Below are 14,813 nucleotides of genomic sequence, written 5' to 3'. Positions count from 1 at the left end.
TCGTTGGATCAGTTGACGATTTTGGCCTCGGTCGCGCTGCGGATTTCATCCTCGGTCACGCCTTCGGCCAGTTCGATGATCTTCAGACCGCCCTCGACCACGTCCAGTACGCCCAGATTGGTGATGATGCGGTTCACCACCTTCTTGCCGGTCAGCGGCAGGGTGCATTTCTTCAGCAGCTTGGACTTGCCATGCTTGTTGGTGTGATCCATCACCACGATCACGCGGCCAACACCGGCCACCAGATCCATCGCGCCGCCCATGCCTTTGACCAGCACGCCGGGGATCATCCAGTTGGCCAGATCGCCCTCTTCATCCACTTCCATCGCGCCCAGCACGGCGGCGGCGATCTTGCCGCCCCGGATCATGGCGAACGAGGTCGCACTGTCGAAGTAAGACGTGCGCGACAACTCGGTGATTGTCTGCTTGCCGGCGTTGATCAGGTCGGGATCTTCTTCGCCCTCAAAAGGGAAGGGTCCCATGCCCAGCATGCCGTTCTCGGACTGCAGGGTGATGTCCTTGTCGCCCACATAGTTCGCCACCAGCGTCGGAATGCCGATGCCCAGGTTCACATACATGCCGTCTTCAAGCTCCTGCGCCGCGCGGGCGGCCATCTGATTGCGGTCCCAGGGCATTATGCGGTCTCCTTCTGGCGGGTGGTGCGCTGTTCGATACGCTTTTCGTGGTCGCCCTGAATGATGCGATGCACATAAATGCCGGGCAGGTGGATGGCGTCCGGGTCCAGCGAGCCGCGTGGGACGATCTCTTCGACCTCGGCGATGCAGATCTTGCCGCACGTGGCCGCAGGCACGTTGAAGTTGCGCGCGGTCTTGCGGAAAATCAGGTTGCCGGTGTCATCGGCCTTCCAGGCTTTGACGATCGAGAGATCGGCAAAGATGCCTTCCTCCATGATGTATGTCTCGCCGTTGAAGTCCTTATGCTCTTTGCCTTCGGCGATCACGGTTCCCACGCCGGTTTTGGTATAAAAGCCGGGGATGCCCGCGCCACCGGCGCGCATCCGCTCGGCCAGAGTTCCTTGTGGGTTGAATTCCAGTTCCAACTCGCCGCTCAGATACTGGCGCATGAATTCGGCGTTTTCGCCGACATACGAGCTGATCATCTTTTTGACCTGCTTGGTCTGCAACAGGATACCGATGCCGAAATCATCAACGCCCGCGTTGTTCGAGGCGAATGTAAGGTCCTGCGCGCCAGACTCTCTGATCGCTTCCAGCAGCAGTTCGGGAATGCCGCACAGGCCGAACCCGCCGGCAGCAATCAGCATGCCATCCGTCAGCACTCCATCAAGTGCTTCGGTGGCATTGGCATAGATTTTCTTCATGGAAAACTCTCCCAATGACGTGGTGACAGGCAGGTTGTGCCGCCACGTCATTGGGAAGTCAATGAAACCGGGGGTCAGGTAGTATTTCTACCTAGCGCTTCATGAAGTCGCCGCCTTGTTGGCGGTTTTCTTGGGGGCTGACTTTTTTTTCGGCGCGGCCTTCTTTTTGGTGCCTTTCTTGGCGGCTTTCTCGTTGGCCAGTTCGACCGCCATGTCCAGCGTCACATCCTCGGGCTTGATATCCTTGGGCAGGGTCGCGTTGACCTTTTCCCACTTCACATAGGGCCCATAACGCCCGTCCAGAATCTGGATCGCGCCGCCATCGGGGTGTTCACCCAGTTCTTTCAGCGGCTTGGCCGCCGCCCGACGCCCGCGCCCCGGGTTGGCGCGCTTTTCGGCCAGCAGTTCGACCGCGCGGTTCATACCGATCTCAAAGACATCGTTGGGGTCCTTGAGGTTGGCATAGACCGGCTTGGCCTCATCAGCCAGCTGATGCATCAGATAGGGACCAAAGCGCCCGAAATTCGAGGTGATCATGCCACCATCGGGATGCTCACCGATCTTGCGGGGCAGGGACAGCAGGGTCAGGGCCTTGTTCAGATCCATGTCATCCTTGCTCCACCCGCGGGGCAGGGATGCGCGCGGGGGCTTCTTGTTCTCGGGCGTCGGCTCGCCGCGCTGAACATAAGGACCAAAGCGGCCGGATTTCAGCCAGATCTGATCACCTGCGTCTTCGCCCAGCAGACGTTCATCCCCTTCGGCCCCTTCACCGGCGATGGGGCGCGTATAGGTGCATTCGGGATAGTTGCCGCAGCCCACGAACCCGCCGGTGCGTGAGGTTTTCAGATGCAACTGACCCGTCCCGCATTTCGGACAGATACGCGGGTCGGATCCGTCTTCGCGCGGCGGATAAAGCTGTGGGGCTAGCGCTTCGTCCAGCTTGTCCAGCACTTCCGAGATGCGCAGTTCCGAGGTCTCGCCAATCGCCGCCGAGAAATCGCGCCAGAACTTGCCCAGCAGGTCCTTATAGTCGCGGTCGCCGGCGCTGACGTCGTCCAGTTCTTCCTCCAGATTGGCAGTGAACTCATAACCCACATATTGCCGGAAGAAATTCAGCAGGAAGATCGTGACGATCCGGCCCTTTTCCTCGGGGATCAGCCGGTTCTTGTCCTTGCGCACATATTCGCGGTCCTGAATCGTAGTCACGATCGAGGCATAGGTGGATGGCCGCCCGATCCCCAGCTCTTCCATCCGCTTGACCAGCGTGGCCTCGGTATAGCGCGGGGGCGGCTGGGTGTGGTGCTGCAGGGCCAATACGGCTTGGTTGTCGGACAGGATCGCGGCCTTGTCCGAGTCGCTTGTCGCCTTGGAGAACTGATCACGCAGCGAGGTCTTGGCAAACCGCGCCGGGTCCCCCTGCATGATCTGAGGCAGGCGCTTTTCGTCATCATCGGCCACGTCATCGCGGCCTTCTTCATAGACCCGCATGAACCCGTCGAACAGAACCACCTGACCGGTGGCGCGCAGGCCGACCTGACCGTCATCGCTGGTGATTTCGACCGTTGTACGCTCCAGCCGGGCGGCGGCCATCTGGCAGGCGATGGTGCGTTTCCAGATCAGGTCATAGAGCTTGCGCTGATCCTCATCCGTGACCTTCAGCGCCTTGGCGTCGCGCGACATGTCGGTCGGGCGGATACACTCGTGTGCCTCCTGCGCGTTCTTGGCCTTGTTCTTGTACATGCGCGGGCTGTCGGGCACGTATTCGGCGCCATACCGGTCGGCGATGGCATCGCGCGCGGCGGTAACCGCCTCGGGCGCCATGTCGATGCCGTCGGTCCGCATATAAGTAATGTACCCGGCCTCATAAAGCCGCTGCGCCACCTGCATCGCGTGGCGTGCGCCCATGCCGAACTTGCGGCTGGCCTCTTGCTGCAGGGTCGAGGTCATGAAGGGCGCGCTAGGGTTGCGGGCGGCGGGTTTGGCCTCGACCGAGGTTACGCTCAGTGCCCGGCTGGTGATCGCCTGAACCGCCAGTTCGGCCTGCGTGGCATTGGCCAGATCGTGCTTGTCCAGCTTTCTACCGGCCAAAGTGACCAGACGCGCCTCATACGTCTGACCGCGCGGCGTCTCGAACAGCACGCGCACCGACCAGTATTCGACGGGCTTGAACGCTTCGATCTCCATCTCGCGCTCGACGATCAGGCGCAGGCAGACCGATTGCACCCGGCCCGCCGATTTCGCGCCCGGCAGTTTGCGCCACAGCACCGGCGACAGGTTGAAGCCCACCAGATAGTCCAGCGCGCGGCGGGCCAGATAGGCCTCGACCAGCGGCATGTCGACCTGGCGCGGGTTCTGCATCGCCTCGGTCACCGCGTCCTTGGTGATGGCGTTGAAGGTCACGCGGCTGACCGGCGTGTCCTTCTTGATCGAGCGGCGTTTGGTCAGCGCTTCCTGCAAGTGCCAGCTGATCGCCTCACCCTCGCGGTCGGGGTCGGTGGCGAGGATCAGGGCGTTGTCCTCTTTCAGCGCGTCGGCAATGGCTTTGACATGCTTGCGGCTGTCATTTCCGACCTCCCATTTCATGGAAAATTCATGGTCCGGATCCACCGATCCGTCCTTGGGCGGCAGGTCCCGCACATGGCCGTACGAGGCCAAAACGGTGTAGTCGGGGCCGAGATACTTATTGATCGTTTTTGCTTTGGCCGGAGATTCTACAACAACTACGGGCATTTAAGAGGAATCCTCGCTCGACAGGCTTTGCGCTTTGTATGGCCGTGCAAAATGTGTGCGGCAAGATCGAATTGTCAATGCGTTCCTTTTGACCCTGAAAATATGGCGTCATTATGAACCGCCGGGCTAGCTGGCCAGCGACAGCAAACCGCCCGGTTGGCGCTGAATCCGCCCGCCAAGTTCCAGATCCACCAGCGCCGGGCCAACTACACCCGCCGGGGCGGCGATGTCACGGATCAGTTGATCCTCGGCAATCGGAGAGGGGCCAAGCCGCGTCAGGATTTCCATGTGCAACGATTCGCCTGTCGCCGCGTGGCTGCCCTTGGGGCTGGTTGTGACGGTGTCGCCAGACGAAAAAAGGTCCGATTGCTGTGGCGGCAGTGCATCGATCACGTCCTCGGCGCTGCGCACCAGCGTCGCGCCATCGCGGATCAGCAAGTTGCACCCGGCGGCGCGGGCGTCGAATGGGTGGCCGGGCACGGCCAGAACCTCTCGCCCCTGATCAAGCGCGTCACGGGCTGTGATCAGACTGCCGGATTTGCCTGCCGCTTCGACAACGACCACGGCCTGCGACAGGCCCGAGATGATCCGGTTGCGGCGCGGAAAGTGCCGGGCCTGCGGCGTCACGCCCATCGGTTGTTCCGACAAGCGCAGGCCCCTGTCGGCGATGTTCCGGGCGAGGTCCGTGTTTTCTGCCGGGTAGATCACATCAACCCCACCGGCCATCACAGCAATTGTCCCGGTCTCCAGCGCGGTCAAATGGGCCGAGGTGTCGATCCCCCGTGCCAGACCCGACACGATGACAAACCCTTTCTGTCCCAGTTCTTTCGCCAGCCCCCGCGCCATCCGGGCCCCGAGGGATGAGCAATTCCGCGCCCCGACCATGGCAATCGCCGGAGGTTGCAAAAGCGAGGTGTCGCCAACCGCCCACAAAAGCGGGGGCGCATCGGCGATGTCATTCAAAGCGGCAGGGAAATCGGCAGACCCAAGGCACAAAAGCCGCGCCTTGGCGGCTTTTGCGGCCTTGAGTTCTGCCTCGATCACGCCGAGGGGGCAGGTTTTATATCCGTCGATCCCGGCAGCGCGTGCCATTTCAGGCAGCGCGGCCAGCGCGTTCTGCGCCGTGCCATGTTCGCGCAGCAGTCGCCGGAACGTCGCCGGACCAACCTTGCGCGAGCGCAACAGACGGAGCCAGGAAAACCGATCCTCTTCCGTGGTGGGTGGGAGTGTGGGGTGATTGGAAGAAAGCTGCTCTTCGGTCATCCGATGCTCCGCCTGATTGCAGAACTGGTTTACGGCTGGTGGGGTTAACAGCTTGTGAATCGAAGAAAATTAGATGCGTTTTTTCCGAAGGCGTTTCTGGGTTGTTGTTTATGCCGTTGAAAAGGCGTAAAAATTTTTGCGAGTTTTCCCAGCCATGAAAGGGTGGGAACGCTGTAAAAGGCGCGCAGCGTTAACCGAGCGCCTCTCTTTACTGTGATTCCGACTCAGGCAGCCGAACCGCCCACCGTCAGCCCATCCATCAGAACCGTCGGCTGGCCGACACCCACAGGCACCCATTGGCCATCCTTACCGCAGGTGCCCATGCCCGGATCCAGCGCCATGTCGTTGCCTAGACCGCGGATGCGTTTCAGCGCCGACGGCCCGTCGCCGATCAGAGTTGCCCCTTTCACCGGCGCCCCGATCTTGCCGTTTTCGACCCGATACGCCTCGGTGCAGGAAAACACGAACTTGCCGTTGGTGATATCGACCTGTCCGCCGCCGAAGCCGACGGCCCATATACCGTCTTTGATGTCGGCCACCAGGGCAGCCGGGTCAGCGTCACCGCCCAGCATCACCGTATTCGTCATGCGCGGCATGGGTTTGTGGGCATAACTCTGCCGCCGCCCGTTGCCGGTTGGCGCAACCCCCATCAGACGGGCGTTTTGCCGGTCCTGCATATAGCCGGTCAGGATGCCATCCTCGATCAGCACGGTCCGCGAACTGGGCGTGCCCTCGTCATCCACAGTGATCGATCCGCGCCGATCCGCGATGGTTCCGTCATCCACCACCGTCACGCCTTTCGACGCAATCTGCTGACCCATCAGCCCGGCAAAGGCCGAGCTTCCTTTGCGGTTGAAGTCGCCCTCAAGCCCGTGCCCAATGGCCTCGTGCAGCAGAATTCCGGGCCAGCCGGGGCCAAGCGCGACCTCCATGACACCCGCCGGGGCAGGGACCGCGTCGAGGTTGACCAGAGCGATCCGCAACGCCTCGCGCGCTTTGGCCTGCCAGTCTGCCGGGTCGATCAGACCGCTGAGACCAACGCGTCCGCCACCCCCGGCCGAGCCGCTTTCGCGGCGGCCGTTCTGTTCGACAATGACCGAGACATTCACGCGCGTCATCGGGCGTACGTCGCGGACCAGCACGCCGTCGGGGCGCAGGATTTCGACCTCTTGCACCGCTGCTGCAATCATCGCGCTGACCTGCACGACGCGCGGGTCCAGATCGCGGGCGAAAGCGTCGATCTCGCGCAGGGTTTCGACCTTGACCGGGAAGCTGGCCGTTTCGATCGGATCTTCGTCGGTATAAAGCCGCTTGTTGGTGGCTTGCGGCGCATCGGCCAGCGTGCCGCCGCCTTCGCCAACCGCCAGCCGCGTGGTTTCCGAGGCGCGTTTCAGCGCCGGGATCGACACGTCGGTTGAATGGGCATATCCCGCGACCTCGCCCTGAACCGCGCGCAGGCCGAACCCTTCGGATGCGTCATATGATGCGGTGCGCAGACGCCCATCGTCAAAGACCAGCGACTCGGATTTCCGCCGTTCGACAAACAACTCCCCATCCTCGGCACCGGCAGTGGCCGAACGCAAAATGGCCAAAGCCTCATCCTGCGGTAAAGCGCTGTCAAAGGGGCGAAACGGGGCCTGAGTCATCGGTTGCGACCTTTCGGGTTTGATCCAGATCAAAAATAGCGTCTGTTTGACGCAAGCATTTTGCTTTATCTACCCGCTGGAATATGGTTTTTAACGCGTCCAAAGACAACGGGAGAGGTGCGACTGATTCACACCTTTTCGCCAGGGACGTAAAGATCAAACGATCAGGACAGAATATGAAGAATGCTTTGATGCTTTCGGGGTTGATGACAGCCCTCTCCAGCCTCCCCGCCATGGCTCAGGAGCTTGAGATTATTGGCAAACCGGTCGCTGGAGGCCTGGGCTTCCAGCCCGCAGTCACCGAACTGGCGGATGGGATTCACAGACTGGACAACATGATTCTGGTGATCATCACCGCGATCTGCCTGCTGGTTGCCGGGCTGCTGGTCTACTGCATCCTGCGCTACAACAGCCGTGTTAACCCGAACCCGGCGCGGTTCTCGCACTATACTCCGGTGGAAATCGCCTGGACCCTGGGCCCGATCCTGATTCTGGTCTTTATCGGTGCCTTCTCGCTGCCGGTTCTGTTCAAGCAGCAGGAAATTCCCGAAGGCGACGTGGTGATCAAGGTTGTGGGCAACCAGTGGTACTGGACCTACGAATATGTCGATCACGATTTTGCCTTTGACAGCTATCTGCTGGGCCATCCGGCCACACTGGACGAGGGTGCTCGCCCCGCTGACGCGGACGTAACCCCGTTTGTTCTGGATGACGCGATGCGCGCCAAGCTGGCGGATTCCGGTTACAGCGATGATGAGTGGCTGCTGGCCACCGACACCGCCGTTGTTGTGCCGGTTGGCAAGATCATCGTCATGCAGGTCACAGCGTCGGACGTGATCCATTCGTGGACCATCCCGTCCTTTGGCGTAAAGCAGGACGGCGTACCGGGGCGTCTGGCTGAACTGTGGTTCCAGGCCGACAAGGAAGGCGTCTATTTCGGCCAGTGCTCGGAACTGTGCGGCAAGGACCACGCATATATGCCGATCACCGTCAAAGTGGTCAGCGAAGAGGCGTACGAGGAATGGCTGCAGGGTGCTCTGGAAGAGTATGCGGGCCAGCCTGCTGCTTATCAGGTTGCCTCGAACTGAGCCGATTGCGGCCTAGGTAAGACTGCAGGCTGCGCGGGGATCGCGCAGCTTTTGCCCCAGAAGGACCGAACATGAGCGACGCAAGCATCAATGCCAGCCAAGTGACCGCCAAGGCGCACGCGGATGAGGCCAGCTTTGGCGATTATTTCGCCCTGCTGAAGCCGCGCGTGATGTCCCTGGTCGTGTTTACGGCCTTGGTCGGGCTGCTGGCGGCCCCCGTTCCGGTGCATCCCTTCGTAGGCTTCTGCGCGATTCTGTTCATCGCCATTGGTGGCGGCGCGTCCGGTGCGCTGAACATGTGGTGGGATGCGGATATCGACCGGGTGATGAAACGCACCAAGGGCCGCCCGATCCCCTCGGGCAAGGTCCAAGAGGGCGAGGCGCTGGCGCTGGGTCTGGCTCTGTCGGGCCTGTCGGTGATCATGCTGGGGCTGGCGACCAACTGGTTCGCCGGGGCGTTTCTGGCCTTCACCATCTTTTTCTACGTTGTCGTCTACACGATGTGGCTGAAACGCTCGACGCCGCAGAACATAGTGATCGGTGGCGCGGCTGGGGCCTTCCCGCCGGTGATCGGCTGGGTGGCGGCGACCGGGTCCATGTCTGTCGAGCCGTGGCTGATGTTCGCCCTGACCTTCATGTGGACACCGCCGCATTTCTGGGCGCTGGCGCTGTTCATGCGCTCGGATTATGACGACGCGGGCGTGCCGATGCTGACCGTGACACACGGTCGCCGCGCGACGCGCTGGCATATTCTGGTCTATACCGCGCTGCTGGCCACGCTGGCCGTGGGCACGGCGTTTTCGGGCATTGGCGGCCCGGTCTACCTGACCGTCGCCGTTGTGATGAACGCCCTGTTCCTGCGCGGCGCGTGGCAAATCTCGCGCCGGACCGAGGATGACTCGGAAGCGGACAATTTCAAGGTGGAACGCAGCTTCTTCAAACTGTCGCTGCTGTATCTCTTCCTGCATTTCGGAGCGATTCTGGTTGAGGCGCTGCTGAAACCCTATGGCCTGGGAGGCTGGTCATGACCCTGCGCAAAAGCCACGAATTGCATCAGCGCCGGTTCAGCCGCAATCTGGGCGTGGGCCTGACGCTGGCGGCGTTCATCGTGATTATCTTTGGCCTGACGGTCGTGAAGGTCTCGGGCACGGATTTCAACATGGCGACGCAAGAGGTGCAGAACTGATGGCGCTGTCGGGTCCGCAGAAAACGGTTGCACAGACCGTAGGGGTGGTTGTCCTGATGGGCAGCCTCGCCTGGGCGGCGGTGCCGTTTTACGACTGGTTCTGCCGGGTCACCGGGTTTGGCGGCACCACCGGGGTGGCCGAAGCCGCGCCCGAAGATATTCTGGACCGCACCGTTACCGTCCGCTTTGACGCATCCAAAGCCAAGGACATGGCGTGGGAGTTCAAGCCGGTCGAGCGCGAGATGGAAGTGCGCATCGGCGAGACCGGTCTGGCCTTCTACGAGGCCTACAACCCTACCGACCGGCCAATCGCCGGTCAGGCATCCTATAATGTCGCGCCGTATTCGGCGGGCGGGTATTTCCAGAAAATTGCCTGTTTCTGCTTTGAAGAACAGGTGCTGGAGCCCGGCGAGCGGGTTCAGATGCCGGTCACATTCTTCGTCGATCCTGAAATGGTTGACGATCTTGAAGCCAGGTATGTGCATACGATCACTCTGTCGTATACATTCTACGAAATTGACCTGCCCGAGGGATATGCCGCCCTTGACGTGCAGGCAGATACAAACACGAACTAACGCCTTTAGGTGAGGGACTTTGATGGCACACGCTAAAAATCACGACTACCACATTCTGAACCCCTCGATCTGGCCGCTGATCGGCGCGATTGGCGGCTTCGTGATGCTGTTCGGAGCCGTCCTCTGGATGCATGGCATCACCCCGTGGATGTTCTGGGCAGGCCTGATTGCCGTTCTGTACACCATGTTCGCCTGGTGGTCCGAGGTGGTAGTCGAAAGCCGTCAGGGCGATCACACGCCGGTCGTGCGCATCGGCCTGCGCTATGGTTTCATCCTGTTCGTGATGTCCGAGGTGATGTTCTTCTTCGCCTGGTTCTGGTCGTTCTTCAAACATCGCATGTACCCGATGTACGACTATGCCGGCACCGAATACATCCAGCCGGATATCCACGCGGTTGACCCGTTCCACCTGCCGCTGATCAACACGCTGGTCCTGCTGCTGTCGGGCTGTGCGATCACCTGGGCGCACCACGCGCTGGTGCATGACAATGACCGCAAGGCGCTGATCAACGGTCTGGCCATCGGTATCGTTCTGGGCATCGCCTTTACCGCGCTTCAGGCGTTTGAATATTACGAGCTGCTGGCCCACGAAGGCTGGAAATTCGGTGATGACCAGTTCTATTCGAACTTCTTTATGGCAACCGGTTTCCACGGCTTCCACGTGATCATCGGGACCATCTTCCTGAGCGTCTGCCTGATCCGGGCACTGCGCGGGGATTTCACGCCCGAGAAACACGTGGGCTTCGAGGCCGCAGCCTGGTACTGGCACTTCGTTGACGTGGTCTGGCTGTTCCTGTTCTTCGCTGTTTACATCTGGGGCCAAGCGCCGCTGATGTGAGGCCGCTCAGGTGACCCAATTGCAAAAGCCGCCCTTTGGGGCGGCTTTTTCTCTGTTTCGGGCGCAAAATTGCGCCCCATACAATTGGACGGTTGCAAACCCGGCAACCTGCCCCTTAACAAGACGCCGGTTTCTGCAACAAGGTTTCGCCCCGCAATGCGCCGCACTCTGTTCCTGCTGATATTTGGCCTCGCCGGTTTGGGCGTGCTGCTGTCGCTGGGCATCTGGCAGGTGCAGCGGCTGGCCTGGAAGCAAGGCGTTCTGGCCGAGATCGAAGGCCGGATTTCTGCGGACCCGATTGCCTTGCCGCCGCAGGTGTCCGAAGCAGCGGACAAGTATCTGCCCGTGACCGTGTCGGGCGAGATGGAGCCGGGGGAAATCCACGTGCTTGTCTCGGTCAAACAGGTCGGAGCAGGGTATCGGATCATCCAATCCTTCAGCACCAAGGACCGGACTTTTCTGGTGGATCGCGGCTTTATCCCGACCACCGCGAAAAAAGCCGAGCGCCTGACAGGTCCGATGGAGGTCACAGGCAACCTGCACTGGCCGGATGAGATCGATAGTTACACGCCCGAGCCGGACATCGACGCCAATATCTGGTTCGCCCGCGACCTGCCCAATCTGGCGGCGGCCCTGGGGGCCGAGCCCATATTGCTGATCGCCCGATCCGAAACCGATCCGGGCGTGACACCTTTGCCCGTAGACACGGCGGGCATCCCGAACGATCACCTGCAATACGCAATCACATGGTTTGGACTGGCCCTCGTCTGGGCGGCCATGACCGGTTATTTCCTGTGGCGCAGCCGCGCCCCTTCTGAGAGTGAAGCGACATGAAATACATCTCGACCCGCGGGCAGGCGCCCGAACTGACCTTTGAAGAGGCGATGCTGACCGGGCTGGCCCGCGACGGCGGTTTGTACCTGCCTGCCGAGATCCCGGTGATGAGCCACGACGAGATTGCCGCGCTGGCGGGGCTTCCCTATGAGGAGATCGCGTTCCGCGTGATGTGGCCTTTTGTTAGCGGGTCCTTTGCCGAGCATGAGTTCAAAGACATCATCGCACGCGCCTATGAAGGGTTCGGCCACGACGCCCGCGCGCCGTTGAAGCAACTGAACGAGAACCACTTCCTGCTGGAGCTGTTCCACGGGCCGACACTGGCCTTCAAGGATTTCGCCATGCAACTGATCGGCCAGCTGTTTCAGGTGGCCCTGAAACGGCGCAATGACCGGGTCACCATCGTGGGGGCGACCAGTGGCGATACCGGCTCGGCCGCGATTGAAGCGTTCCGGGGACTGGACGCGGTGGATGTGTTCATCCTGTTCCCCCAGGGCCGTGTGTCAGAGGTGCAGCGCCGGCAGATGACCACGCCTGCGGACAGCAACGTGCACGCGTTGGCCGTCGACGGCGATTTCGACGATTGTCAGGCCGCGCTCAAGGATATGTTCAACGATTTCGACTTCCGCGACGGGGTGAAGCTGGCGGGCGTGAACTCGATCAACTTTGCCCGGGTGCTGGCGCAGATCGTCTATTATTTCTCGGCTGCCGTCAGCCTTGGCGCGCCGCACCGCAAGGTCAGCTTCACCGTGCCGACCGGCAATTTCGGCGACATCTTCGCGGGCTATCTGGCCAAGCGCATGGGGCTGCCCATCGACCGCTTGGTTGTGGCGACCAACCAGAACGACATCCTGCACCGCTGCCTGTCGGGTGAGGGGTATTTCAAGGGCGACACCATTCCCTCGATCAGCCCGTCGATGGATATCCAGGTCAGCTCGAACTTTGAGCGGGCGCTGTATTATGCCTATGGCGAGGATGGTGCGGCAGTCGCGCAGTTGATGGATGAACTGAAGACCGGCGGTTTCAATGTCAGTCAGGGTGCGATGGAGGCGCTGCGGGAGAGCTTTGACTCAGACCGCGTGTCCGAAGAGGAGACGCTGGAAACGATCAAACACACGCTGGCCAACAGCGCCGAACTGGTCTGCCCGCACACCGCCGTTGGTATCCGGGTCGCCGAAGAACACCGCGCGGCGGAGGTGCCGATGATCACGCTGGCCACCGCGCATCCGGCGAAATTCCCGGCGGCGGTCGAGAAGGCGAGCGGTGAACATGCCCCCCTTCCATCCCGCATGTCTGATCTGTATGAACGTCCGGAACGGGTGACCCGCATTGCCAATGACCTGGGCGCCCTTGAGGATCATATCAGAAGGCATATTGCTGAGTGACTGTCAGACAGGACCAACTGAAGAACGGATTTCGGATCGTCAGTGAACATATGCCGGGGCTGCAATCGGCGGCCATCGGCATCTGGGTGACCGCCGGCGGGCGGCATGAGCGGATCGAGCAGAACGGCATTGCTCATTTTCTTGAACATATGGCGTTCAAGGGAACCGAGCGGCGTTCGGCCCTGCAAATCGCCGAGGCGATCGAGGATGTGGGCGGCTATATCAACGCCTATACCTCGCGCGAGGTCACGGCCTACTATGCGCGTGTTCTGAAAGACGATGTGGCGCTGGCGATGGATGTGATCGGCGACATCGTTCTGAACCCTGTCTTCGACCCGCGCGAGATTGAGGTCGAGCGCGGCGTGATCCTGCAAGAGATTGGGCAGGCTTATGACACGCCCGACGACGTGATTTTCGACTGGCTGCAGGAGCAGAGCTATCACGACCAGCCCCTGGGCCGCACCATCCTTGGCCCGTCCGAGCGGGTCAGCGCGTTCTCGCGCGAGGATCTGTCGGGTTTTGTGGCCGAGCACTATGGCCCCGAACAGATGATCCTGTCGGCGGCGGGGGCCGTGGATCACGATGCACTGATGAAAATGGCCGAAGAGATGTTCGGCCATCTGCAGCCGCGCAAAGGTCTGATCCCCGACGCGGCGCAGTTTACCGGCGGTGAGGCGCGGCAGGAGAAAGAGCTGGAACAGGCCCATTTCGCGCTGGCGCTGGAAAGCCCGGGTTATCGCGACGATGCGATCTATACGGCGCAGATTTATTCCACTGCCTTGGGCGGCGGCATGTCCTCGCGCCTGTTTCAGGAAGTGCGTGAGACTCGTGGTCTTTGCTATACGATTTTCGCGCAGACCGGGGCCTATGCCGATACCGGCACGACCACCATTTATGCCGGAACCTCGGCGGATCAGGTGGGTGAACTGGCGACGATCACCATCGACGAGATGAAGCGGGCCGCCGAGGACATGAGCGCCGAAGAGGTCGCCCGGGCCCGCGCGCAGATGAAAGCGGGTATGTTGATGGGGCTGGAAAGCCCGTCGAACCGGGCCGAGCGTCTGGCGCGGCTGGTGCAGATCTGGGGCCGGGTGCCGTCGCTTGAGGATACTGTCGCCAAGATCGACGCGGTCAGCACCAGTGATGTTCTGGCCTTTGCCGAAAACATGGCGGTGCAGGCCCCGGCGGCGCTGGCGCTTTACGGTCCGGTGTCGAGCGCGCCGTCGCTGGCGGAACTGCAGGAGAGGCGCGCGGCGTGATGCTTCTGGGCCGACGCAAGCTGAAACTCGAAACCGAGCGCCTCAGCCTGCGCCCGCCCATCCATTCCGATTTCAACGAATGGACGGCGCTGCGGCGGGCGTCCAAAGATTACCTCACCCCGTGGGAGCCGATCTGGGCCAAGGATCACCTGAGCCGGAAGTCGTTCACCAACCGGGTCTACTGGGCGCAACGCTCGGTCGCCGGGGGCACGGCAATCCCGCTGTTCCTGTTCCGCCGCTCGGATGATGTTCTGGTGGGTGCGATCACGCTGGACAACATCCGGCGCGGACCGGCGCAGGCAGGGACGCTGGGGTACTGGACCGGTCAGGCCTTTGCCCGTCAAGGGTATATGCGCGAGGCCATCGGGGCCGTGGTTCACCACGCCTTTACCCGTCTGGACCTGAGCCGGATCGAGGCCGCCTGCCTGCCGGAAAACGCGGCGTCGCGCGGGTTGCTGGAAAGCTCGGGGTTCAAGTACGAAGGCGTGGCGCAGTCTTATCTGCAGATCAACGGGCGGTGGCGGACGCATGTTCTGTATGCCAGCCTGCGGTCGGATAGGCGGGGCAAGACCGACGCGGGTTAGGGGGCTCTGCCCCCGTCGCGGCAGGCCGCGCCTCCCCCGGGATATTTTTGGCCTGATGAACAAGGGGCATGACTTGGCGGCGGGAT

General features: G+C 61.5%; 14 protein-coding genes. 9 read left to right on the top strand and 5 right to left on the bottom strand.

The window, feature by feature from the left end; genetic code table 11:
* Positions 1-8: 8 nt before the first annotated feature.
* The 5 genes from ACR0EZ_RS19600 to tldD form a co-directional block, all read right to left on the bottom strand.
* Complete coding sequence (locus ACR0EZ_RS19600; protein WP_480616298.1) at positions 9-635, bottom strand: CoA transferase subunit B; 627 nt, start codon at positions 633-635, stop codon at positions 9-11.
* A complete protein-coding gene (locus ACR0EZ_RS19595; protein ID WP_480616296.1) occupies positions 635-1,339 on the bottom strand; it encodes a CoA transferase subunit A in 705 nt (234 codons plus the stop codon). Before ACR0EZ_RS19595 ends, ACR0EZ_RS19600 begins: the two co-directional genes overlap by 1 nt.
* 99 nt (positions 1,340-1,438) lie before the next feature.
* Complete coding sequence (topA, locus tag ACR0EZ_RS19590; protein WP_480616294.1) at positions 1,439-4,069, bottom strand: type I DNA topoisomerase; 2,631 nt, start codon at positions 4,067-4,069, stop codon at positions 1,439-1,441.
* Positions 4,070-4,195: 126 nt separating this feature from the next.
* On the bottom strand, positions 4,196-5,332 hold the full coding sequence (gene dprA, locus ACR0EZ_RS19585) for a DNA-processing protein DprA (protein ID WP_480616292.1): 1,137 nt from the start codon (positions 5,330-5,332) through the stop codon (positions 4,196-4,198).
* 224 nt (positions 5,333-5,556) lie between these two features.
* The gene (tldD, locus tag ACR0EZ_RS19580; RefSeq protein WP_480616290.1) at positions 5,557-6,978 is read right to left on the bottom strand and encodes a metalloprotease TldD; all 1,422 of its coding nucleotides are present in this window, start codon (positions 6,976-6,978) and stop codon (positions 5,557-5,559) included.
* Between the two features lie 176 nt (positions 6,979-7,154).
* Here tldD and coxB point away from each other — a divergent pair, with 176 nt between their 5' ends.
* The 9 genes from coxB to ACR0EZ_RS19535 all read left to right on the top strand — a co-directional run bounded on the left by coxB (position 7,155) and on the right by ACR0EZ_RS19535 (position 14,727).
* Complete coding sequence (gene coxB, locus ACR0EZ_RS19575) at positions 7,155-8,066, top strand: cytochrome c oxidase subunit II (RefSeq protein ID WP_480616288.1); 912 nt, start codon at positions 7,155-7,157, stop codon at positions 8,064-8,066.
* A 71-nt stretch (positions 8,067-8,137) separates the two neighbouring features.
* A complete protein-coding gene (cyoE, locus tag ACR0EZ_RS19570; RefSeq protein WP_480616286.1) occupies positions 8,138-9,094 on the top strand; it encodes a heme o synthase in 957 nt (318 codons plus the stop codon).
* Entirely contained in the window at positions 9,091-9,252 is a 162-nt protein-coding gene (locus ACR0EZ_RS19565; RefSeq protein ID WP_480616284.1) for a hypothetical protein, read from the top strand. Before cyoE ends, ACR0EZ_RS19565 begins: the two co-directional genes overlap by 4 nt.
* Positions 9,252-9,827 carry a cytochrome c oxidase assembly protein gene (locus ACR0EZ_RS19560; RefSeq protein ID WP_480616282.1) on the top strand — a complete coding sequence of 192 codons (576 nt, stop codon included), beginning with the start codon at positions 9,252-9,254 and terminating at the stop codon, positions 9,825-9,827. The genes ACR0EZ_RS19565 and ACR0EZ_RS19560 overlap by 1 nt, the downstream gene beginning before the upstream one ends.
* Positions 9,828-9,849: 22 nt before the next feature.
* Complete coding sequence (locus ACR0EZ_RS19555) at positions 9,850-10,665, top strand: cytochrome c oxidase subunit 3 (RefSeq protein WP_480616281.1); 816 nt, start codon at positions 9,850-9,852, stop codon at positions 10,663-10,665.
* Positions 10,666-10,821: 156 nt separating this feature from the next.
* A complete protein-coding gene (locus ACR0EZ_RS19550; RefSeq protein ID WP_480616279.1) occupies positions 10,822-11,499 on the top strand; it encodes an SURF1 family protein in 678 nt (225 codons plus the stop codon).
* On the top strand, positions 11,496-12,884 hold the full coding sequence (thrC, locus tag ACR0EZ_RS19545) for a threonine synthase (protein WP_480616277.1): 1,389 nt from the start codon (positions 11,496-11,498) through the stop codon (positions 12,882-12,884). Before ACR0EZ_RS19550 ends, thrC begins: the two co-directional genes overlap by 4 nt.
* Positions 12,881-14,143 (top strand): M16 family metallopeptidase, encoded by a 1,263-nt coding sequence (locus ACR0EZ_RS19540; protein WP_480616275.1) that lies wholly within the window; start codon positions 12,881-12,883, stop codon positions 14,141-14,143. The genes thrC and ACR0EZ_RS19540 overlap by 4 nt, the downstream gene beginning before the upstream one ends.
* A complete protein-coding gene (locus ACR0EZ_RS19535) occupies positions 14,143-14,727 on the top strand; it encodes a GNAT family N-acetyltransferase (RefSeq protein WP_480616273.1) in 585 nt (194 codons plus the stop codon). The genes ACR0EZ_RS19540 and ACR0EZ_RS19535 overlap by 1 nt, the downstream gene beginning before the upstream one ends.
* Positions 14,728-14,813: the final 86 nt, after the last annotated feature.

This window comes from Ruegeria sp. AK4, from assembly GCF_056541025.1.
The sequence above is the reverse complement of the archived record's forward strand: the minus strand, read 5'-3'. Positions and strand labels throughout refer to the sequence as shown.